21 protein-coding genes are annotated in these 22,220 nt (G+C 54.2%); 7 read left to right on the forward strand and 14 right to left on the reverse strand.

Annotation, left to right across the window (positions count from 1 at the left end; translation table 11 throughout):
- Window positions 1-417 precede the first annotated feature (417 nt).
- Together ACIOTL_RS17200 and ACIOTL_RS17205 are read right to left on the reverse strand one after the other, a co-directional pair.
- Window positions 418-2,790 carry a hypothetical protein gene (locus tag ACIOTL_RS17200; protein WP_400344001.1) on the reverse strand — a complete coding sequence of 791 codons (2,373 nt, stop codon included), beginning with the start codon at window positions 2,788-2,790 and terminating at the stop codon, window positions 418-420.
- The gene (locus tag ACIOTL_RS17205; protein WP_400344002.1) at window positions 2,787-3,431 is read right to left on the reverse strand and encodes an ABC transporter ATP-binding protein; all 645 of its coding nucleotides are present in this window, start codon (window positions 3,429-3,431) and stop codon (window positions 2,787-2,789) included. Before ACIOTL_RS17205 ends, ACIOTL_RS17200 begins: the two co-directional genes overlap by 4 nt.
- A 905-nt stretch (window positions 3,432-4,336) precedes the next feature.
- Between ACIOTL_RS17205 and ACIOTL_RS17210 the strand changes: the two genes are divergently transcribed.
- Window positions 4,337-4,915, forward strand: coding sequence for a recombinase family protein (locus tag ACIOTL_RS17210; protein WP_400344004.1), 579 nt, complete (start codon window positions 4,337-4,339; stop codon window positions 4,913-4,915).
- A gap of 132 nt (window positions 4,916-5,047) precedes the next feature.
- On the forward strand, window positions 5,048-5,737 hold the full coding sequence (locus ACIOTL_RS17215) for a hypothetical protein (RefSeq protein ID WP_400344006.1): 690 nt from the start codon (window positions 5,048-5,050) through the stop codon (window positions 5,735-5,737).
- A 286-nt stretch (window positions 5,738-6,023) separates the two neighbouring features.
- Here the strand turns inward: ACIOTL_RS17215 and ACIOTL_RS17220 are convergent, their stop codons facing one another.
- Window positions 6,024-6,653, reverse strand: coding sequence for a hypothetical protein (locus tag ACIOTL_RS17220; RefSeq protein ID WP_400344007.1), 630 nt, complete (start codon window positions 6,651-6,653; stop codon window positions 6,024-6,026).
- Between the two features lie 114 nt (window positions 6,654-6,767).
- Between ACIOTL_RS17220 and ACIOTL_RS17225 the strand changes: the two genes are divergently transcribed.
- Window positions 6,768-10,028, forward strand: coding sequence for a type ISP restriction/modification enzyme (locus ACIOTL_RS17225; protein ID WP_400344008.1), 3,261 nt, complete (start codon window positions 6,768-6,770; stop codon window positions 10,026-10,028).
- Between the two features lie 117 nt (window positions 10,029-10,145).
- Here ACIOTL_RS17225 and ACIOTL_RS17230 read toward each other — a convergent pair whose 3' ends face one another.
- From ACIOTL_RS17230 to ACIOTL_RS17270, 9 genes are all read right to left on the reverse strand, one after another.
- Complete coding sequence (locus ACIOTL_RS17230) at window positions 10,146-10,772, reverse strand: helicase associated domain-containing protein (protein ID WP_400344009.1); 627 nt, start codon at window positions 10,770-10,772, stop codon at window positions 10,146-10,148.
- A 27-nt stretch (window positions 10,773-10,799) separates the two neighbouring features.
- Window positions 10,800-11,045, reverse strand: a complete 246-nt coding sequence (locus ACIOTL_RS17235) for a hypothetical protein (RefSeq protein ID WP_400344011.1) — start codon at window positions 11,043-11,045, stop codon at window positions 10,800-10,802.
- 470 nt (window positions 11,046-11,515) lie between these two features.
- Complete coding sequence (locus ACIOTL_RS17240) at window positions 11,516-11,722, reverse strand: hypothetical protein (protein ID WP_400344012.1); 207 nt, start codon at window positions 11,720-11,722, stop codon at window positions 11,516-11,518.
- A gap of 200 nt (window positions 11,723-11,922) precedes the next feature.
- Window positions 11,923-12,717 (reverse strand): ParA family protein, encoded by a 795-nt coding sequence (locus ACIOTL_RS17245; RefSeq protein WP_400344013.1) that lies wholly within the window; start codon window positions 12,715-12,717, stop codon window positions 11,923-11,925.
- Between the two features lie 80 nt (window positions 12,718-12,797).
- Window positions 12,798-13,022 (reverse strand): glutaredoxin-like protein NrdH, encoded by a 225-nt coding sequence (gene nrdH, locus ACIOTL_RS17250; RefSeq protein WP_400344015.1) that lies wholly within the window; start codon window positions 13,020-13,022, stop codon window positions 12,798-12,800.
- Between the two features lie 76 nt (window positions 13,023-13,098).
- Window positions 13,099-13,281 carry a hypothetical protein gene (locus ACIOTL_RS17255; RefSeq protein WP_400344018.1) on the reverse strand — a complete coding sequence of 61 codons (183 nt, stop codon included), beginning with the start codon at window positions 13,279-13,281 and terminating at the stop codon, window positions 13,099-13,101.
- A gap of 64 nt (window positions 13,282-13,345) precedes the next feature.
- Window positions 13,346-13,756: a hypothetical protein gene (locus ACIOTL_RS17260; protein ID WP_400344020.1), complete on the reverse strand. Its 411-nt coding sequence runs from the start codon at window positions 13,754-13,756 to the stop codon at window positions 13,346-13,348.
- 110 nt (window positions 13,757-13,866) lie between these two features.
- A complete protein-coding gene (locus ACIOTL_RS17265) occupies window positions 13,867-14,088 on the reverse strand; it encodes a hypothetical protein (RefSeq protein ID WP_400344023.1) in 222 nt (73 codons plus the stop codon).
- 99 nt (window positions 14,089-14,187) lie between these two features.
- Window positions 14,188-15,075, reverse strand: a complete 888-nt coding sequence (locus ACIOTL_RS17270) for an ArdC-like ssDNA-binding domain-containing protein (RefSeq protein WP_400344025.1) — start codon at window positions 15,073-15,075, stop codon at window positions 14,188-14,190.
- 320 nt (window positions 15,076-15,395) lie between these two features.
- Between ACIOTL_RS17270 and ACIOTL_RS17275 the strand changes: the two genes are divergently transcribed.
- Window positions 15,396-15,686: a hypothetical protein gene (locus ACIOTL_RS17275; protein WP_400344026.1), complete on the forward strand. Its 291-nt coding sequence runs from the start codon at window positions 15,396-15,398 to the stop codon at window positions 15,684-15,686.
- 597 nt (window positions 15,687-16,283) lie between these two features.
- Here the strand turns inward: ACIOTL_RS17275 and ACIOTL_RS17280 are convergent.
- Entirely contained in the window at window positions 16,284-17,711 is a 1,428-nt protein-coding gene (locus ACIOTL_RS17280) for a hypothetical protein (protein WP_400344027.1), read from the reverse strand.
- A 150-nt stretch (window positions 17,712-17,861) separates the two neighbouring features.
- On the reverse strand, window positions 17,862-18,092 hold the full coding sequence (locus ACIOTL_RS17285; protein WP_400344029.1) for a hypothetical protein: 231 nt from the start codon (window positions 18,090-18,092) through the stop codon (window positions 17,862-17,864).
- Window positions 18,093-18,792: 700 nt separating this feature from the next.
- On the opposite strand from ACIOTL_RS17285, the gene ACIOTL_RS17290 reads away from it, so the two are divergent.
- From ACIOTL_RS17290 to ACIOTL_RS17300, 3 genes are all read left to right on the forward strand, one after another.
- Window positions 18,793-19,848, forward strand: a complete 1,056-nt coding sequence (locus ACIOTL_RS17290; RefSeq protein WP_400344031.1) for a LacI family DNA-binding transcriptional regulator — start codon at window positions 18,793-18,795, stop codon at window positions 19,846-19,848.
- Between the two features lie 61 nt (window positions 19,849-19,909).
- The gene (locus ACIOTL_RS17295) at window positions 19,910-20,800 is read left to right on the forward strand and encodes an SMP-30/gluconolactonase/LRE family protein (protein WP_400344033.1); all 891 of its coding nucleotides are present in this window, start codon (window positions 19,910-19,912) and stop codon (window positions 20,798-20,800) included.
- Window positions 20,801-20,815: 15 nt separating this feature from the next.
- Window positions 20,816-22,144 carry an MFS transporter gene (locus ACIOTL_RS17300; RefSeq protein WP_400344035.1) on the forward strand — a complete coding sequence of 443 codons (1,329 nt, stop codon included), beginning with the start codon at window positions 20,816-20,818 and terminating at the stop codon, window positions 22,142-22,144.
- The last annotated feature ends 76 nt before the right edge of the window (window positions 22,145-22,220 follow it).

Raw genomic sequence — 22,220 nt, forward strand, 5'->3', positions numbered from 1 at the left:
TAGTGATTTCATTACACCAGACTATCTAATTTCGAGAATAGGCACGTCCAGCTGAGGCAATGTGACTTTCTGGGGAGTTCGTTGAGAGTGTCCCGTATGCCGGTCGCCATACGGGACACTCGATCCGTTGGCTTGTTAAGTTTTCGAAACTCCGAGTTTTCAACGATTTCAGATTCCCATATACCCCGCCCGAGAAAATGCCCGGTGAAGGGGCCTTATACGGACGCCAAAAACGGTCGTTTTTGACACGCTCGAAACGCAATCTCTCAGAATTTTCGTGACAGTTGAAAACTCAAGAGAATTTCGACGCGAGATCGTCGCTAAACTCAGTGCCACAATCTATGTAGCGAAAATACTCCCATTTCGCGAGTATCGATACACCTAACAGTCGCAAATGAACCCGGTCAATGAATTTTTCTAACGATATCGCTCCTGCATTAGCGATCGGTTACTGAGAACGTAACGCCAATAAAACCACCCGATACCAAGGACCACTAGTGCAGTACCGGGGGCGATTGCCCAAATGAGCCCACTGCCTAGCCCGTCCTTGGCACTAACCAGCCATGCCACGAAGAGTCCACCGGCAGAACCTGAGGCAATAGCAGCCACCCATAAACCAATGACGGTAGCCGTGAGGCGTCTTTTTATTCTCTGCGAAGCAGAGAATAAGCTCATCACTCCACGCGTTTCACGCATCAACGAAAGAGCAAATCTTATGCCTGCAACGACGCACACAGTTGCCAAAAAAGCTGCACCCATAGATACGACAATGAGGAACCTCATCCACTGCCCGGACCCATCGGCCTCGATTTCCACCATTTCCGCGCCCGGAGCAATACGTGCAATGTAGCTTCTCAGCTCGGCTCGCTCGCGTCCTTCCAAGGTCCCAAAATCCGTGAAGACCAGCTGACGAAGTTCGCTAGGCTTTAGACCCAGCTCTTGCACAAGCGAGGAACCTCGCCCAATAACGGCCCCCGCTAGAGGTTGAACAAGCGAGTCATCAGATGATGCATTTCTACTACTCAGCTCCTTGCTGGCGAAGCTTTCCCCGGCTTGAAATAAAAGGAAAGTTGCTTCGCCAGCATTAGTGAGCTCACTGGAGACTCGAACTGTCTCTGTGCTGTCCGCAGAGAGCACAACGTACCGGAGTACTGGTTCTAAACCACACAAATCACCGGCGATAAAAGGATCAGCTTCATCGTTTTCACTCATACACAAGGCAATTTCGGGGCTTGTAATACGAGTATCAGCCACATCTTCCAAAGGAAGAGAATAGCGGGTTGGCGGGATCCCGCCTTTTTCTAAGTAGCGTTGGGTGACAGCGTCTGCCTGATCCGCAGGAATAGAATCCAGCGCCATGCTGCCGGCAGGAAGCGTCGGCGATTGATGCACCGTTGCGGTACGTTCATCGTGCACCGCACGCGCTGTAAAGGCGACTGACATGGCCAGCAAAGTTGAAACAAATAAAGCAAAGCATAAAGTCAGCGCGGCGGCAGCCTTCGTAGCCTTTCTTAGCGCAGGAGGGAGCAGAAAGCGACGTAGTAGAGACGAAAAAGCCCAAGGAAAAACCGCGAAGGCGGTCACTACGATAAAGACCGCTGATTCCGGCGGAATCATCCTTTGTGCCGCAGCGAGGATCGCCAGTCCAGAAAGTACTATGAGGACCGTTGAGGTCAGAACTGCTCCACGGGTCTGATCAAAACCGAGGCGTAGAGCCAAGTCCTGGATTCGGGAAGACCCATGACGATATTTGGGGCGAGCTCCGATGGTTGCCGCTAGCAGCACCGAAGATACAGGAAGAAGGATCAAAGTTGCGTTGAGACTAACGCCAGACCACGCTTGTAAAAATATGCTGGACACTGCGTTTCGACCGATCCAAAGCCCGGCTATCGAAGTGAATATTCCCAATAGGGAAGCGACCGCCACAGATGTTCCCAATAGAAGCAGTATCAGCGTAGTTCGTTGACGAGCGGTAACTCCAGAAGAAGCCAGCCCTCTCAAAGGCGCTTTGAGAGCTCGCATGAGAACTGATACGCCAAGCCCCAGAACGATCAGATACGCCAGCCATAGTCCAGTAAGCAAAGTACCTGCTTGCGGGAAATATGTCGCAGAAGCATCAGCGATGGTTTTTTTCTTCAGTGATTCCAGAGAATTGTAAGTGAACAATTTTTGCTCGAATAAGGATGTTGTCGAAGTGTCAAGGAAGGGATCAGTTTCGCTGAGGAACCCGCTAATTTCGGGCAGGGCAACCGAAGTAAGCAGATAGGCCTGTTTATCATCGATTTTCGCTGAGTCCTGGACCAGGCCACTGATCTTAGCGGCAAAAGATTTATTGTCTGCTATTTGGACAGATACAGTATCTCCGACGGCTAATCCCAGATCATTGGCAATCCCAACTGGCAGCAGGATCTGTCCAGACTCTTCAGGCGAGGCTCCCTCGATGAGTTGTCCGAAGGATAGTTCCGAATCCTCATAGGAACGCACGTCTCCTTGAACCAGCTTTGCGTCCGTACTGAAGGACGCACTGGAATCAGATATTGGGGACCACCCAGTGACCTCTGTCCCTGCCTGAAGACTTTCCGTGGTGGTGGGCTGCATTAGATGCTGCATATTGGTGAAATGGGAAGCAACACCTGTAGCGGCGGCATTTTCTACCGAAGATTTGGCAATCGATATTGAACTGAGAGCTACTGAGAATACGAATGCGCATATAAGCAAAGGGATGAGCGATCGCCAGTAGTAACGGCCGATCCGGATCGCTAAATGTCGAGGAGTGAAGATCTTCGTCATCGAATTTTTTGCACCTTGCCCGACTGAATGGAAAGTACTGCATCTGCGACATCAACAAGTGCTGAATCGTGCGTAGCGACAATCACGCATCGCTGATCACTGTGTGCGATTTCCCTGAGAAGAGCGGCGATACCTTGACTCGTCTCATTATCCAGAGACCCTGTCGGTTCATCGGGCAAGAGCACGGGAGCTTGGACCGTTAGAGCGCGTGCAAGAGCCAGGCGTTGTTGCTGTCCTCCGGAAAGTTCTTCAGGTACCCGCTTGGCTAGACCCTGCAGACCGACAATTTTTAGCAGGATCTCTGGATCGTTGACGTTGCGTCCACGCATCTCGGCTGCAAGTTGCAGATTCTCCGCAGCTGAGAGAAAAGGTACGAGCTGAAAATCCTGGGGAACATAAATAGACTGCGCAGTTCCAGCATCATGCTTGGAAGAATCAATGCAATATTCTCCGACGCATACCGTGCCTTGGTCAGCGATCTGAAGGCCAGCAATCACCCTCAGTAAGGTTGATTTGCCAGTTCCGCTAGGTCCAACAACTGCAGTGAGGCCGCTAGGAACTTCAAAGGTGACGTCTTTGAGTACGGTAAGTACGTCTTGCCCGTCTGGGTAGGTCAGTGAAACATGGTCAACGGTCAGCATAACTCTGCTTTCAGGACAGACAGATGGCCCGCACTGACTCACAGTGCGGGCCATCAACCGATTGGTATTTAGACGTTGCGTACGGTGTAGTAAGCACCACGAGTCAACGTCGACTGGTTGGTGCTGTAAGTGGTGTTAGTCCGAGTGAACCATGAGGTGTGGTAATCAAAATCGGCAATCCGATCGAGACTGATGCGAACCTTTTTGTTGCCGTCAATCTTGCTGCAACGACCGGTAGCCTTATGGCTATTTGGAAGCCAGCCACGATCATCGACAAGTACACCATTCGCGGAACAAGCAGTCGCAGCATTCGCTGCGGGTGCAGCCACAAGGGCTCCACCTGCCAGAAGCCCAACAGCCGATGCCGTAGCCGCCACTAACTTGAGAACCTTATTGATAATAACTTTCTCTGATGGATAGATAGGAGGAGACTATCGTTTACGATCAGGGGTGTCAAGCATCACAAAATACGTTTAGAAATAAACCACCGACCTCGCATGCTCTCCTCTTAAGCGAACTAGCACACTGAGTGCGCAGCTAGGGCGCGTCCAAAAAATGCCACACGGCAAAAGCGCGGCTTCGCGGTACTTTCCTTCCTTTCGAATTCTAGGGATTGCGTAATCGAGACTTCTGCGCCGAGGTAAAGCCCGTCATGGGCCACTTTGAAACGCCTCCCCAAAAAAACAAGGTTGCCAAATCTGACCAAAAGAGCAGGATGCGAGCCCGAATTCAATACACGCATGCGTCTTACAACCCATAGGTTGCGAGACGTCTCATCACTCGCCACTCCCCCAGCTGAAAATCCTCGCAAACTCACTGGTCCTAAATTCTCGCAACTATGTGTTTCAACTGATGTCATAGAATAGTGTCAACACCATTAGTTGCGAGACACTTTCGAAGGCCTGATGACGAAACTGATCGGATACGCCCGCGTATCAACCAAAGCCCAAGACGCTGACCGGCAAATCCAGGATCTTCTTGCGGCCGGAGTCCGCCGCGATGACCTCTACATCGACCATGGTCTCTCAGGTGCATTGGCCAAACGCTCCGGGCTCGATAAAGCTCTCAACGCGTTGCATCCAGATGACACCCTCGTCATCACCACCTTGGACCGGCTGGGGCGCTCCACCCAGAAAATGCTCGAATTAGCCGAAGAGCTTCGTGAGCGCAATATCGGATTGCGGGTGTTGAATCTCGGCGGCGGCGACGTGGACACCAAAACGCCCATGGGTGCCATGGTCTTCACCGTCATGGCCGCCCTCGCGCAGATGGAGCTGGAGATCAAGCGCGAAAGGATCACCGACTCCGTGAACAAACGCCGCACTACTGGCGGCGACCTCGGTGGCCGCCGCCCCACCTTCACCGACTCGCAGATCCGCACCGCAGCGAAACTCATCCAGGCAGGAGAGCCAGCAACCCAAGTCGCCAAAGACATGGGAATGTCCCGCGCAACACTGTACCGACGGATCAAAGAGCTTCCATAACCAACCGGTGATCGACAAGGGTTATAGCGTTTCTTCACCTTGCATACTGTTCTAGAGTCCAGGTCACTCGTCGGTGCAATAGACTACGCTGAGCAGCATACGACACAACCTTTCCACGACTGGAGCTGGATCTTGGCCAGAACAAGAAAGACCGCCGCCGAAATTGCAGACCTCCTACGCAATGGCAAGGGTATACCCACTGTCTCAGAGGTCGAGAACCACGCTATCCTGTTCTACCCTCGGCACTGGTTGAACCGGTGGGACGAAAACATGCCGGGCATTCCTTCCATCCTCCAAAGCGGAGAAAAGGATAGCAAAGGGCGACTTGCCCTCAACCGAGGCGACCTATTCACTCTGGGTACCAAGGTGGAAACTGCACAAGATGCGGTCAACTTCTACGTCGCGGTCTGTTCATGGGGCGCTGGCGCCAAAGCCCGGGATATCTACCGTCGAATTCCAACATTGAGCGAACCGGACGTTGGAGGAAAACTCCTCGGCGGAATCATGCTCGCCAAAGACTCGAACGTCGAATCGGAAGATGCCTACCGATCCTTCTGGACACGTGAGCAGCACAGACTCAAAGGTCTAGGCCCAGCCTTCTTCACCAAGCTTTTGTACTTCGCAGCTGGCCCCACGGATAGCAAGAAAATGCGCCATCTCATTCTAGACAGGAAGGTCGCTGCTTCCATTGGCTGGCCTGACAAAGCCTGGTGGACTCCATCGGAGTACCGAGAATACTTAGAACTGATCAACAATGTCGTGGAACACCTGCCCGAAGCAGAACGCTCCGACTGCCTCGAAATGCGACTATTCAATCCCTAGTGCAACTCAAGGAATCTTCCCGAAACGCTATGATCCCCGTTCTGGGCCACGAGCTTTCGGTTCAGAGTTTCGGGAAACCGAAAACGTTGAGAAACTCCCGTTCGAGCGATTGATCGAACGGCGGTTTTCTTCATCCCAAAAACGACCGTTTGTGGTAAATCTTTGCCTTTGCGACTCCACCTCTCAACATTCGCAAGGTAGCGATGTCTTCTAGAATGAAAAGCTGGATATCAGAGACCCAATCCAAGTGACTTGGCCTTAACCACCCGAAAGATCGCGCCTTCTGTTAAATTTCAGCGACAACACCGATTATTACTGTCACAGCGCCGAGAATCTTAACGCTCTCACCAAACAACGCCAAACCATCCGTCAATCTAGGGTTCGATTGCACATCGTCAGCTTTTTTAGCAGACTCGACAACCTGACCAATCGCAGCAATTACCAGCCCTGCAATTACCTTGCCTTTCCCAGTTGGGATAAAAAAGATCAGGGACAATACGACGATGCCAACGATCCATAGAGCGATAAGAACCCATGGCACTTTCTTCCTGTCATACTTCGGGCTGTCATCCTTCGGTGGTGGTAGCTTCGTCAGAGCCGCAACTGCTCTGTCTCGTATTTCCTCCAATTTCTGCGATCTAGGCCTGTTTGAACCTATTCCCTCATACGCTTCTAAAACCACTTTTTGTGCTTTCGCGACCTCCTGTGCCGCTTTTCCCTGACTGGCCGCCGCTGCCGTTACTGCTTCATCCTGCAGTCTTTTCAGGTCTTCTGGATTCAGAACACCCGCTTGATCCAAAGCTTTCCTTAACTCCGTGGCTTGCACGAATTCCTTCGTAGCAAGTTCGAGTTTCTTCGTTGTTTCTTCGAGATATTCCTCTGCGTTGCCGAGGTCCGGTAATTGCTTCTGGCTCATGTTCTCAACTTTCGCTTGGTGTATCGAGCAAATGATGCGCTCTTTACACACAACTTACTGCTTTATCCAGCGACTAACAGCAGTATTGTTTGATCTATGGTTAAACTCGCTGACTTGGTAGAAAAGTACGGTTCCTTGGCAAAGGACTTGCTCAACGGCCCCGGTGAACCGGAAGCTGCATTGTCGCAGCCGGTCACGGAACTAATCACTGGTATTTCTACTGATCTTCTTGGTCTTAAAACCGTGATGCATAAAGAGGTGCGCGAGGATTCCGGCACGGTTCGTCCTGATTATGGGGCAAGAGTTGGTGGCCTCATGACAGGTCATGTCGAACTAAAGAAGCCTGGTACGTCATTAGATCCTTCGACCTACGCCAAAACCACACATAATGCCCGGCAGTGGCAGCGACTTCGCAATCTTCCTAACTTGCTACATACAAACGGCACTGACTGGCGCTTATGGCGCTACGGGGAATTGATTGCTGATTCCACACTGCATACTCCAAGCCTGGCAACGCACAAGGGCAAACTGACTGCGCCTGCATCATTCTTGCCACTGATCACAAACTTCCTTACTTGGACTCCTACACCGATCACGTCCGTGGGTCGGCTCGTGGACACCATCGCTCCCCTGGCAGTGTTGCTGCGGGAAGAAGTATTGGAATCACTGAAGGCAGACCGCCGTTTCGCTAAAGCGAACAACCTCGATCCATCTTTGCGCCCATTCATTGGTTTGCACCGCGACTGGCGCGCAAGCTTATATCCACGTGCCACTGACGAAGAATTCGCTGATGGGTTCGCTCAAACTGTCGTTTTCGCACTCGTTGTTGGTTTGTCTGAAGGAATCGAACTTGAAGGCCTAAAGATCCCTGAAATAGCCAAGCGATTGCAGGCTAACCACACATTGCTAGGGCGTGCGCTGGATCTGCTGACCGAGCACGTTGCTGAGTCAACGGTGGGATTAGCGATCGAAACCATTGTGCGGGCACTCTCTGCTGCGCGTTGGCAGCATATTTCTCAAGGCCGCCAAGATGTTTATCTGCATCTCTACGAGCATTTCCTGAGCGCTTATAACCCTGAGCGCCGCAAGCAATCCGGTTCGTTCTATACTCCGGTTGAAGTGGTCGATTCGATGACTCGATTAACTGACGAAGCACTCAAGAAATACCTGAACACACCCGACGGCTTATCGGCTGATTCTGTTGCGGTCATCGATCCGGCGATGGGTACCGGAACGTACCCGTTGTCGGTACTTCGCCAGGTCGCAGAAAACTCATCGAAATATGGTCGCGGTGCTGTCAGCGATGCCGTGACCTCTGCGGCACAGCGGCTGTACGGGATCGAACTTCAATCCGGGCCGTTCTCTGTCGCTGAGCTACGCCTTACTCAAGCAATCCGCGACTATGGCGGCTCGCTTCCTGATGGTGGATTGAACCTTTATGTTGCCGACACTCTAGAAGATCCAAAGTCTGGTTCGTCGCGTCAACTGAGCTACACGCTGCAATTGATCGCTGAACAGCGCCAACGGGCTAACAAGATGAAAGTCGAGACTCCTATCCAGGTATGCATCGGCAACCCTCCATACAAAGACAAATCTGAGGGCATGGGCGGATGGATCGAGCACGGAGATCCAAACCGAGCCAAGACACCCTTGGACGATTTCCGATTACCCGGCAACGGAAAATTCGAGTACGTACTGAAAAATCTGTATGTGTACTTTTGGCGCTGGGCGATGTGGAAGGTCTTTGAAAGCACACCAGCAAGCCACCATGGCGTTGTCTGCTTCATTACCGCTACCGGCTATCTGAACGGCCCTGGGTTCAAGGGCATGCGCCAATGGATTCGGCAGAACACCTCCCGAGGGTGGATTATCAACCTCACGCCCGAGGGCAAGCAGCCACCGGCTAATACGGCAGTGTTCAATATTGAAACCCCCGTGTCAATCGCTCTGTTCATTCGTGACCAAGCTAATGATCAGTCCGTGCCAGCAGAGATTAAATACACTGAGCTGCATGGACTGCGTAAGGATAAATTCGAGGCACTGTCTCAGTTGAAGCTTGAAGATGCATCCTTCATCCTTGCCGGTTCTAACTGGACTGACGGATTCGTGCCATCGGCCGGGGAAGACTGGGCTTCGTACCCGGCGTTGAATGACCTTTTCCCGTGGGCCGCCCCTGGCGTTAAGCCGAACAAGACGTGGGTCTACAATCCGAGCAAAGAGATCCTAGAGCAGCGGTGGAACGATCTGATTCTTGAAGGCAACAAAGAGATCAAGGCTATTAAGTTTAAAGAGACCAGCAGTACAGGACTACATCTGACTAAAAAGATTCCGTTGGATGGGTACGACACAGAGCAACACACCCAAGATGCCTTCGATTCTGTGTCCTGGCCTCACACGCCAGCTATCGTTCCTGTGGGGTACCGCTCCTTTGACCGACAGTACATTATCGCTGACAGCCGCTTACTGCACCGCGCTAGCCCCGATTTGTGGGCTGCGCGTTCTCAAACGCAAATTTTCATGAGTGAGTTCCATGCACATCCTGTAAAGAAGGGGCCTGGACTATCATTTTCCGCATTAGTTCCTGACATGCACTTCTTCAAGGGAAGTGAAGGCGGCCGGATCATACCTGTCTATCATCCTGATAGATCGGCCAATGTTGCACCCGGTCTGTTAGATGCTCTGTCTGAGAAACTCGAAAAGCCAATCTCTGTGGAGGATCTTGCTAAATACTCAGCTGCGATTTCTTCTCATCCTGGCTATGTCTCGCGCTTTGAAGAAGACCTAAAGTTCGGATCAAATCGCCTACCGATCACAGCTAATCTTGAACTTTGGGATAAAGCCATAACGCTCGGTCAGCTTATTATCTGGCTATACACATATGCAGAGCGGGGAACCGCCCCTAACGGAGCATCTAGCGTTCTCGAGACTGTCACTTCTGCGTCGTTGCCTTCTTATGATGTGGCGGTAGGTAGCGCTATGCCTGAAACCGTGAACTATGAGCCGCTTACCCGCTCGATTTCGTTGGGGTCTGGCTTGTGGTCGAACGTTGATCCGCGCGTCTGGTCTTACACCATCGGTGGAGTTTCCGTCATCGAGTCGTGGGTGGGATATCGCCAGAAAAGGCCTAAGGGAAAACGAACTTCGCCATTGAATGATTTGGTCACGACTAACTGGCCAAGTCAGTGGTCGCGTGAATTCTCGGAGTTGTTGGCTGTCTTGACTCATTTGGTACATCTTGAAGATCAGCAAGCGGATCTTTTAGAAAACGTCTTGGACGGCCCACTTTTGAACATGGATGAATTGGAAGAAATGGGCGTTCAGTGGCCTAAAACAGCCAAAGATCGCAAGCCGCGTATGGCTGGCGATCTGTTCTAGACAAGTAACGCGTGGGCCGCTGATCTTCAGTGGCCCACGATGCCTAAGTCTAGGCTTCTTCATCGGCCCTGCTGTCTAGAACGCAATTCATCGGCTTTGGTGCGGTGCATGCGGTGTTCAGCCGCGGCTGTGCCAGGATGAGACGGCATCATCTAACGCTGCCTTGCGCCATTCGGTTAGGGTTCCTGCGGTGCGCTTCTGGTGCTGGTTGTGCAGCCACACGCCCAGACTACGTTCGTGCTCGGTGGTGTAGTTCCTGTATCGAGGCAGACTGCCGGTGGCTGTCACATAGTCAACTACAGCGGCTAGTTTGGCTTTCCATGTCTCGTCTAAGCGTTGCTGATGCAGGTTAACGTTCCAGTTGGGCAGCTGATCCAGCAAGATGATCTTCGTCGCTGCCATCTTGCCCTGTTGGTAGGAGATGCGTTGGCTGGCTACCCACTCTGCCAGTGACTTTTCTTGGGCTTCTCCCTGGCTGCTGGGCAGCCGCTGGTGGGTGGCATGGAATGCCAGGACTTCATCGAGCCGTCTGCGCCACGAAGTGGTGGGCCGGTCAGGGTCACGACGTGCTAGCGCTGCTTCGTGCGTTGCCCGTAGTCCTGGTGAATATTTTTCTCGCACCTGTAGGTGTAGGTGGACGGTAGCCACGATTGCGTGGCATCGGTCAGCGATTTCTCGCACGGTCAGGCCGGCCGCGTACATCATGTCCCATTCTGGGTGTCGTGATACGTGCCAGCCTGTCATGGCTCCAACCTACACGGCTTGTTCCTTTTAGCGGGTTCCCTGGTCGGGTTCTTTTCCGGTAGGTACTGGCGAGGGCAGGGTTTCCATCCAGCAGGTAGCGTTGATCGCTTGTTGCAGCGCGGCCAGGGCTTGAGCGACGGCCTGTTTCGTGTCGGGGTAGTCCTTGTTCCATGAGTCGGTGCTCATGGTGATACGCCCACTAGCGGCGAGGTCTTCCAGCTCGTTAGCTAAGGTTTTGAGGTCATCGTAGATTTCTGAAGCATCGCGGGTCATTGGTTTTCTCCTGATTTTCAGTTAGTTAAAGGTCGGGCATCGGACGGTAGGAAACCAGCCTCGAGATACCGAGTTATGCGTGTAGCCTCCTGCCCACATGGGCACGAAAAAAGCCCTCCCGCTCCGCTGCTTTTCTCGCACACATCATGGACAGCAGGAACCAATCGACCGACCGCACACAGCCCAAAAGTTGCGGTACCTAAGTTACCCAGCGTTATGCGATCTTGGGTTGTGCACGGATCTTTGAAGCCATGCGCGCGAGTTACAACCAGGCATAAACAGCTGATATCAGGCAAATGATTGCACCGGCAAGCATCACGTACACCCAACGCGTATCGTGCGTTTCCGGCTTTAGTTGCTTATTAGCCAAGACGACAACGGCAGCCCCGAGAACGAAGAATAGAATCGGCAATAGTGGCAAGTCGCTCAGGCGCATGAACGTTCTTTCTATCGCACTACGGTTTTGCGCATTAGTCTTCCTTTTCTCCGTGGGCTGCTGCGCCCTTGGGCATGTCGTTGGCTTTCACAGCTGGCCAGGGCTGGCCACCGTTGTATTCGGCTTCCAGGCGCTCTACTTCCTTCATCACTGCCTTGTGAATGAACTGCGAGAGATTGCGGTTGCCCTCTGAAATCATCGTGTGCAAGATGGCTCCGCGTACCCGGTCCGTGTCACTCATGTCCTGATAGAACGACACTTTATGCGGGTACTTACGCTTTTTTACCGATTCTTCGGCGGCTGGCTTCGACACTGTGGGGGCAGCCTTGACGGCCTTTTTAGGTTCGTCCTGCCGTGGCTCGGCGGCTGCGGCTGGCACAGGATTTACCGGGCTAGTTCCTGCCAGATTCGATTTTCGGGCTGCTGGTCGGCCTGCCATAGCTACTTAGCTCCTTGGATAGTGGTGAGGTGATCGGCGTACATCTCGCTTAGCTCCATCGCTTCGGCGCTCCCCCATTCATCGAGGGCTACTGATGCTTCGGTAGCATCTGCGATGACTACGCGCTTCGGAACTGGCGGGGTAAGCACCCTAAAGTTTCGGGCTTCGGCGGCCGCGTGCAGCTCGTCAAGCCAGGTTTGCCCTGCAATAGTTCGGCCTTCGTGCTGGTTCACCAGGACACCGGCCACCTGCAAGCCCTGGTTATAGTGCTCCCGCACGCTCTCAATGGTGCGAAGGAGCTTGGCCAGCCCGTCAAGGCTCCACTTCTTGGATTGCGTAACGATCAGCACCTTATGGGCTGCTGTCAGGCCGTTGATGGTGAGCTGATCCAAACTAGGAGCACAATCCACCAAAATGAGGTCGTACCGGTCGGAGACTTCTGCCAGTGCTTTGCGCAGCTTCGATTCCCGGCCGGCTCCCGTGGTGATCAGTTCCTCGCCCACGGATGCCAAGGTGTCGCCTGCGGTTGGCGCAATGTCCACGCCTGCCCAGATCGACGGCACGATAACATCTGAGAGTACTTCGTCGGCTCGGGCGCTCAGTACGTCAGCTAGGCCCACCTGGTCATCTGATACCGGCTCGGCGGCCAGCGCGTCGGTTAGATTTCCCTGGGGGTCCAGGTCAACAACCAGAACACGCAAGCCACGCCGAACGGCGGCACGCGCCAGGTTAACCGTTGTGGTTGATTTCCCGACGCCGCCCTTTTGATTCGCCAGGGCGATGATCTCTGCGTTCATGTTCTTACCTCCAATAGTGGTAACAGTACTAACAACTCTAAAAGTACTGTTAGGGGTATGTTCTTATAGTACTACCAAGGCTAGAGAGATTCGATCTTATCCGGCCTAAAGCCCGACCAGTGATCATTGACTGTCACCACTACGGGCGCTTGCATGTAGCCCAGGCTGCGCACGTAGTCCAATGCTTTCGCATCGGTAGATATGTCGACCTTTCGGTACTTGATCCCTTTCTTGTCCAGTGCTCGATAGGTAGCGTTGCACTGCGCGCACGAGGGCTTGGTGCAAACGGTGATTTCGGAGTCCATGCCCCCCCCTTCCTTATAACTCCAATAGTACTATTACCGGTGGCATAAAGCAACGGTAACAGTACTGTTAGTGCCGTCATTTCGTCGGATAGCGTCGAGCCGCTGCAATGTTCTGCATAAGGTCGATCACTGCCGCTGCGCCATCGGCGGGGCCATGGTAGCGCTTGCGCGTTTCCTCTGCCATCTCCGCACGACGCTCTGGCGCGATGCCGCGGATGGTCTCGGCGGCCATGCTCTCGATCTGCTCAATGGTGAGCATCGTTCATTCTCCTGTAACGCTTATAGTACTATTGCCACCGATGGTGGTAATAGTACTTTTGGTGTCAGTTCGTCCAGTAGCGCGGGTTCAGTACTTCGGTGCCGCCATAGTCGATGGCCAGGGCTGCGCGCTGTAGCTGCTCGATGGCGATCCCCTCGATTTTTGCGTGCTCTGTGCCGCGTGCGATTTCTCGGGCTTCAATCTCGATTTCATCAGCGGGGGTCAGGCTGACCATGATGCCCATGTTGCGGGGCCGCGTGCCGCGCGTGCCCCGCTTGGTCATCGGCAGGACTCGGGCGGTGAACAGCAGGCCGCCGCACTGGTGCGCTCCTGGCACTGCGGTGAGTTCGCTAGCGCCGAGCGATCCCAGTACACCTAAGCCGAGTGCCTGCCGGAACTGCATTGCATTGGCGCGATGCTCTTCGCTAGGGCCGAACACTGCCTGCTGGTCGTAGATGAAAATTGCCTTGTTCATGGGGGTTTCCTTCCTTCTTGCTTTCTCTTCTAACTCTAATAGTACTATTACCGCTACTAAAAAGCAACGGCAATAGTACTATTCTCCACGCTTCCTTCTCGTCAGCGTTCTCATTCGCCGTCGAGTGCGCGGTGGCGCACCAAAGCTTTCTGGAACTTCTTGAACTCTATGCGTGAAACAAGCATGCAGGCCAGGAAAATTGACCACATGCTCAGCCGTGAAATCATTTCATAATGGAGCGCCACGATTGCACCCAATGCCACTGGCACGCAAAGCAGTGAAATAACCAAGTGGAGCTTTCCGGCTAGTGACACCTTCTTCTCGCGATTCACGTCGAACCTCTTTCCATTTCATCCCTTTTGCTTCCTAACTCCAATAGTACTATTACCACCACCAAAAAGCAACGGTAATAGTACTATTAGTTGAGGTTTTTAGGCGGCTTCTTGGGTTTCTTCCGGCTCGGTGATGGCTTCGGCTAGTAGGTGTGCTGCTTTGAGGACTCGGGCGGCGGTGTTCTTGATCATTTCGGTGTCTCCTTGGCTCCATCCGGCGACGTAGCCGATGCTGTAGGCGCTGGTGTCCAGTCCGAGGATTCCGGCGACGATGTAGGCCACGCTCTCGGCTTCGGTTTCCTTGGTGCCCCGGTGCTCGATGTATTCGGCGGCTTCTTCGGTGCTGTGTAGGATCACGTGGGCGGCTTCGTGCAGTGCGGTTTTGGCTGCCTGTGCTGGTGGTAGTGCGGTGTCGATGACTACCTGGCGGCTGCCGTCCGTGGTGGTGTAGCCGTTGGTGCTGTCGCTGATCGGCTCGCGGGTGACAGTCCAGCCTTGGCCGGTGAGATAGTCGGTCACTGCCTGGGTGATGCCCTGGGGGTCGTCGCCGGTGAGCTTGTGGGCGATGGTGCTGGGGTCTTCGGCTTCGGGGTCGATTAGATCGGTCTGGGCCATGTCGAAAACGCTCACGGGGAAGAAGCGCACCGCGCTGTGCTCCTTTTCTTCTCCGGTCTGCTCGTCTTCTGCCGTCCATTTGACGTTGCGGCCGCCGAAAATGCGGATGCCGGTTTCTCCCTTGCGTACCTGGCGGCCGAGGTTCTGCCAGGTGCGGTATCCGGCGACGTGGGTTGCTCCTGGGCACTGGGCCATGATCAGCAGTAGGTTTCCTACGCTGTAGCGGTGGAAGGCTTGGGCGAAATTCAGGTAGTTAATCCATGCGTCGCTGTTGCGCAGCTGCTCGACCTGTTCAGCGATTTTGGCCTGCATCGCTTCGGCTTCGGCGCGGCGCTGGTCGGCGGTCTTGGTGTTCTTGATCTTGCGTGCCATGAGATGTACCTCCAAAAGTACTATTAGGGCTAAATGAGATGCTCGGTTGATCACCTCGTTCCTGATAAGCGGAGCATTCCTGGCATAAGGCCGCGTAGTGCAACCCGTAGGGCGGTGGGGGAGAGAATTTCTGGGCGGGATAAGGGAGCTTGCGACCGCGCCCGGAAAATCTCGGAGGAGCCGGGGCGTAGCCCTTGCGCGCAGCGGCCGGCCAGGCATGATGGAGCGCCAGGAACGAGGTACGAAAGAGTGGGGTAGGGGATAGGTCGGCCGCGTGCGGCCGTCCTTTTGTCTGTGCCAGGGCGTAGCCTTGGCTCGTTATGTCTGACGAATTTGTTGAGGTGCGTTTTACGGCGGCCGGTGTGCCTTGGAAGATTCGGCGCGGCGGCCGTGTCTGGCAGGTCGCGGTTGAGCCGGGCCGTCATTTTGGGCGGGTGAATTGGTGGGAAGATCACTCGTTCAGAATCAAGAAGGGGGCTGCTGATCGGATTGATTTTGCGGTGTGGCGGGTGCAGGTGCGGTTAGGGGCTAATCCCCGTTCGGATCTGCTGACATGGGATCTGGTGGAGCGTCCTCGGGATGGTTCCTGGGCTGTGGGAGACGTGGAGTAGATGCGCGAAAAAGGGCCGGCCTTGTGGCCGGCCCTTTTTGGTGTGCTGGTTAGATGAAGATGTTGAGTATGAGCGCAATAAGCACGATGGGGACTGCGCTGTATCCCAGGGTTGTGAGTGTTCGGTTTTCGGTCGTGTTCTTGTAGCCCTGGAAGTGCGCTGTCTGCCAGATGATACGCATTAAGCAGGCTACAGCCATGGTTACTGCTGCTAGTGCGATTCCGAAAAGTACTGTGAGTGATCCTGAGATGATCACGCCGAGGATCAGCAGGGCGGGGATTAGCGGTGCTGCGAAAAAGAGGGGCGTTGCTCGCGCATTTTCAGGGCGGCTTCGTCTGCTGCGTAGGGGGTCATTGCTTCTCCTTCGGGCCTATGGCAAGTCTAGGTGTATCGTCGGACAGTTTGGGTTTCGCTGTGTTCTGGTGGGTGGTGCCTGGTCAGAGATTCGTGCACATGTCATGCTCGCGTGTCGTGTGCTAACTCGAGTACTAAACGTGTGGCTTGTGTGCGGTCGGTCGTTTGGTTCCTGCTGTCCATCATGTGTGCGAGAAAAGCCGCTTGTGGTTGAGCTTTTGTCGTGCCCATGTGGGCAGGAGGCTAGGAACATGCCCCGGTTCGGCGTGCGGCGGCCAGGGCGGCGCGTGCGGCTGCGGCGCCTCGGGAAGCGGTGCTGCGCAGTTGCGGGCGCTGCGCGGCTTGCTGGGCGCGGCGTTCGGCTGCGGCGCGTGCGGCGGCGCGCGCGTGGCTGCTGGCGGCTGCTGCTCGCTGGGATCTGCTGAGCATGATTTCTCCGGTGGCGGTGCGCCATTGGTTCATGCGGTGCAGGATCGCTGCGCGCAAGATCCGGCAGTAGTCGATGTAGGACTGAGTTTCACGGTTGTGCTGGGGTAGTGCTCCCCAGGCTTCCTTGCCGTGCAGGCCTGGTGTGGTGCGCCATTCGAGGGCGTGTTGGATGTCTGAGATTGTCCATCCGTTGGAGAAGAAGGGTTTGAACATGTTGAGCACGTTTTTCTTGGAAAAACGGGCGAGATCTGGCATCCGACGTGAGATTTCAGCGGTAGCCGATAGCCCCTGTCCTCTAGAGCTGATCGTTCTGTGAGCTGGCCATAGTTCGACTGGTCGATGATCGCTGTGGTGAGTTTGCGCGGCGGAGCCGTGCCTAAAAAGTTTTTCAGTGCCGCGTAGCGGCTCATTGTGAGTGTTTTTTTCGCGCGTGCGCGTGTAGGAACTTACTTCGTAAGTGGTTAACCCCCCTACGGGGAGGGGTTCTAAGTTATTTCCACAGGCCGTGCGGTTGGGGGTTGGCCGGGTGGCGGTGGTGTCTTCGGCGTCCTGGGGGCGTAGTCCGAGGCCGATGGGGCGGCAGATGACGTAGACGGGGGCTTCGTTGGTGGCTGGTTGGCCGGCTTTGGCGGCGTATTGTGCGCTGCGGCCTGATGCGACGATGCCGAGGATGCCGTGGGTGCGCAGGAATTTGAGGGCGTTGCCTACGGTTGCGCGGCTGACCCGGGCTTTGGTGGCGATGGTGTCCCAGGTGATGCGTACTGTCATGCTTTTGTGGTCGGTGTAGCGAAGGAGGACCCAGAGCACGGCGAGGATGTTTCGTTTGCAGTCCGCGCGGCGGCATAGCAGTTCGTCCAGGGAGCGTGTGGCACGCCATGCTTGGGCGGTGTGGTCGATTTTCTTGCTCCCGGTCGGGATGGCCCAGTTAATGGCGCGGGGGGAGGTTTCCTGGGCGCGTGAGACACGCTTGATGTGCAGGGGTGCGGGGGTGTGAGCGTGTTTGGTGGCGAGGGCTTCTTTAGCCGCGTTGAACTGGCTTTTCCCCTTGGCAGTGAATCCTTCGGGGGTTTCTGCCTTGGTAAACGGGCGGTGTCCTTTGGCGGTGTGGGCGAGGATTGCGGCGATCCGGCCGTCGGCGGGGCGGGTGCACCAGCGTGGTTTTGTGGTGTGGATCGCGGTGTTTTGCGGCGTTTCTTTGGTGCTGGTGCTTGATTGGGCGCGTGGAGGCGCTACTATAGACACATAAGTCCTTTTCTCTTAGGAGGGTAAAGGAAGGGGAGCGTCCGGTGTGGTAACCGGAAGCTTCGTGGTAAATCACGATCTGGGAACTTTGGCGAGAACGTCAGATCGGATTCAGAATTTCAGTCCCGCGCATTGCGCGGGCTTTTCTGTTTAAGGCTTGTCGATAGGCAGTTTTCCTTCGTCATCCTTTTGCGGTGCCCAGGAAGGTAGGCCTCGCTTATCAAGTTCGATATTTTCGATCATGAGATCGAACATAGCTGCGCCTGACAGCCCAGCCTTAGCTGCTAGGTCGGTAAAGAACTCTTTATTCTCGCGCTGTACTTTCCAGCCCAAAGCGATGGGGTCGTTTACGGACCCTCTAGGTCGTCGTGGTGAGCTCATAGCTCCACAATACGAGATAGCGACATCATTAAGATATCTGCGACACGGCTCAATTTTTTAAAGATTCCATTTGTTTCCTCTCCTCAGCGCTTTAGGCAGAGGAGAAAGCCCTAGATCACCAGCATGTGTCGCTGACAGAGAGAGCGCGCTAAGGGGCAGCGGCACGGAAATTCGCGCTAACGACATCCTGGTGTCGATCTTGGCGCGAGGAGAAAACTCGCAAAAGCGGAATGGCCGACACGAAGATTTCGCATCGTCGGGCTATGGGCGAGAGTCGCACGTCATCTTTCAGTAATAGCACCAGGGGATCCCTTGCGAACGGAACGTGAGGCCTGTTTTCGCAATTTCTGAAGAGGGGCAGATTACATCCCTGAAGACTTACACCAGGGGCAAACAGCCGTGAGCCCACATATACGGCCCTGGAATCTCTGCAGTTCAGTATGTCCTTCCAATTTCGGGATGGAACCCTGTATCCCTTTGTAACCAAGTGCACCCGGCCACATCTCCTGCACATTGCAACTCATTTGAACTTAAGTAACCGTAATCTGCTTTTACTGTCCAAATCAACGAATAGAAAATGACTCTCGAGACTAAATCCGAAAATTAACTTACGGTTGCTTAACACTAAATCATCAACTGTAATGGTGATCACATGCTAGCAATTTGGCTACATAGGAACTGAGACTCAAAGGAGGCGTCAATGACTACTGATATTGTCAGTACCTCAAGAGAGCGCCCCTCGCGAGTCTCAGCCGCCGCAGTTGCTAGAGCGGCAGGTGTTTCAGCGGCCACCGTCAGCTACATCATGAATGGACGACCAGGCGCATCCGCTGAGACCCGTCGGCACGTGGTAAAAATAGCCAACGAAATGGGTTTTCGCCCTGCGAGCAACGGAGTGGGGAACGATCCACTCCTGACCCGCGTGGTGGGCCTAATCCTCCCGAACATCGTCAATCAGATGTATACCGGCTGGGCGCAACACATTATCAACGCCACAGCAGCCGAAGGCTTCGAAGTTTTTGTAGCCACGACACAGGACGATCCTGAATCTCTGGCACAGGTTGCCAGTACGTTGGCGGCACGCAACGTCGATGGCGTCATCATCGCAGCTGCTTGGCGTGAGGACACGAGAGCACTGCGAACTCTGCGTCAAAAACGCATCCCATACGTATGCCTTTCAAGACGTACCGAACACCTTCCCGGTGACTTCGTGGGCATCGATGACGATGCGGCAGCCACAGAACTTATGAGCCACATTCTGAACCACGGATACCGGGAGATCGCGACAGTAATTGGTCCACGTTTTTCCACCGCCTCGATAACCCGCGAGCAAGCATTTATCCGTACAGCCATCGCAGCCGGGGTTTCCATCAGCGGAGAACGCAAGATCAGTACCAGACTGAACTCCGACGGGGGCCGTGTGGCCGCAGAAAAACTTCTAGGATCGCCAAACCCGCCACGCGCTATCGTTTGCGGTTCCGATGAAATTGCCATCGGCGTAATGGAGCATGCCTTGACTTTAGGGCTTCGCATTCCTGAGGATGTGGCGGTAGTCGGCAGCGACGGCTTACCTCACAGCCGTTCTCTGCTGATCGGGCTGACTACGATTGTCCAGCCAGTCAAGGAGATGGCCGAGCGCTCGTTCGAATTGTTACTAGACCAAATCACTCATCCTCGAAGCACTTACGCGCACACGGTGTGCAAACACCAAATTCATGTGGGGCGGACCTGCGGGTGCCCCCAGCCGCAACGCTAACAAATTTCCGCTTATATCTCGTCTGCTTTTGATCTTTTCTACTTCGAAGGACACTACAACTATGCCTAGTTCGCCGCACATTGACGTGCTTCTCGATATTAAAACCACGTTGGGCGAAGGGCCCGTCTGGGATGCGGAGTCACAACGCTTACATTGGATCGACAGTGCAGACGGCCGGATCTTCAGATCCACATATGACGGCCGTGAGCTTCGGGCATGGGACATGCGCGAACCTATTGGTTCGATGGCCATAGGGCATGATGGCAGCACATTCATAGCTGCGCTGCAAAGCGGCTTGTATCGAATTGATGTCAGCACCGGCGACCGTGAGCTGATTATCAACCCCGAACCAGATTTGCATTCCAACCGTCTTAACGACGGAAAGGTCGACCGCCAGGGGCGGTTCCTTTTCGGGTCTATGGACACACTTGAAGAGAGCGCAAGCGGTAGCCTGTACAGCTACTCACCGAATGGCCAACTACAGGTACTCGACAAAGACATCGTAGTTTCCAACGGACCGTGTTTCAGCCCCGATGGGGAGACTCTGTATTTTGCGGACACTTGGACGGGCGAAATCTGGGCCTACGACTACGACACGGTCAGCGGTAAAGCGAGTAACCGCCGGACATTTGCCAAGGTAGACACAAGCGGCGGAGGCGCTGCAGACGGTGCAACTGTCGACTCCGAAGGGTACCTCTGGCAAGCATTGGTTTATGGCGGCAAAATCATCCGTTACGCACCCGACGGAACAGTAGACCGAATCATCAAGACACCCGTACTCAAAGTAACCAGTCTTGCCTTCGGTGGGCCCAACATGGACATACTTTTCGTCACATCCATGGCGAAGCCGCCTCTTCCTCGCTTTCCCGAAGACGGACAACAACGAGGCGCTCTCTTCGCAATTACTGGTCTCGATGTTCTGGGACTCCCTGAACCGCGCTTTGGCGCCTAGACAGAAGGAAATCTCGTGTCTACGAAAAAACCATCTCTCTCGATGAAATCCATTCATAAATATTCTTGGATATCACTTTTTGTCTGTTGGCTTATCTGGATCCTTAATGCCTATGACCGAGAAATCATCTTGCGTCTAGGCCCAACAATTTCTGAGACCTTCAATTTGTCGCCCGAAGCATGGGGAGCCATTGCTTCATTGATCATGTTGGTTCTTGCCGTCATGGCTATTCCCGGCTCAGCGATGAGTGACAAACACGGCGGAGGCTGGAAGCGGGCTCGATTCCAACTCCCACTAGTTATCGGCTATACAGCACTATCCTTCCTCTCCGGATTTAAGTTCATCAGCCATAACATCGTCGCTTTCGTTGCGCTTCGGGTTGGTGTCAACTTAGGTGCAGGCTGGGGCGAGCCAGTCGGTGTCAGTAATACTTCCGAATGGTGGCCTAAAGAACGGCGCGGATTTGCACTCGGCATTCACCACACTGGCTACCCGATCGGTTCGCTGCTCTCAGGTTTGATGGCCGCGGCCATCATTAGCTTGTTCGGTCCCGACAGCTGGTCCTATGCATTCTTCTTTGCTCTGATCATCGCAGTGCCTTTGATGATTTTCTGGGGCAAGTACTCAACTCCTGACAAGATTGCAACCCTTTATGCGGACATTCGTAGCCAGGGGCTCACCACGCCAGATGTGAACGACGAAGCAACTCAACCCAAAGGACTCCTGAAGAAGACCCTGCAGCAACGCAACATTACTCTCACTGCAGGAACGACATTACTGACTCAGATCGTCTACATGGGTATCAACGTCGTGCTTCCGGCTTACCTATTCAATGTGTTGGGCCTGTCTCTAGCTGCGTCAGCAGGGCTGAGCGTGGTCTTCACGATCACGGGAATTCTCGGTCAGATTATCTGGCCGACGCTTTCGGATGTTATCGGCAGAAAGATCACCATTATTATCTGTGGCGTGTGGATGACGATTTCCGTAGCTGCATTTTATTTTGCGACAAGCTCTATGTTGATCGTTGTTATCCAGCTAGCTTTCGGCCTCGTAGCCAACGCAGTCTGGCCCATCTACTATGCTGCCGCATCAGATGCAGCGCCTATGGGCGCTACGTCAACGGCCAACGGTGTGATCACTACAGCGATGTTCATCGGTGGCGGCATCGCTCCAGTATTCATGGGCGCGCTCATCAGCGCAGGCGGCGGCTGGGAACAGCGTAGCGGCTATATTATCTGTTTCCTGGCCTTGGCAGCATGTGCTTTGTTTGGCGTTGCCCTGCAGCTTTTTGCGAGAAGCGATAAGCGGACGTCGAGTAAGAAAGATCCGGTTACAGCCAGCTGACAATGCGAAAGCACAAGAACGGCAGCGAGGATCCCACGCCGCCATGCTTGGCAGCTAACTAGTACCACCCGCGAGA

Origin of the sequence: Glutamicibacter sp. NPDC087673 (assembly GCF_044743255.1) — a bacterium.
GTDB lineage: Bacteria > Actinomycetota > Actinomycetes > Actinomycetales > Micrococcaceae > Glutamicibacter.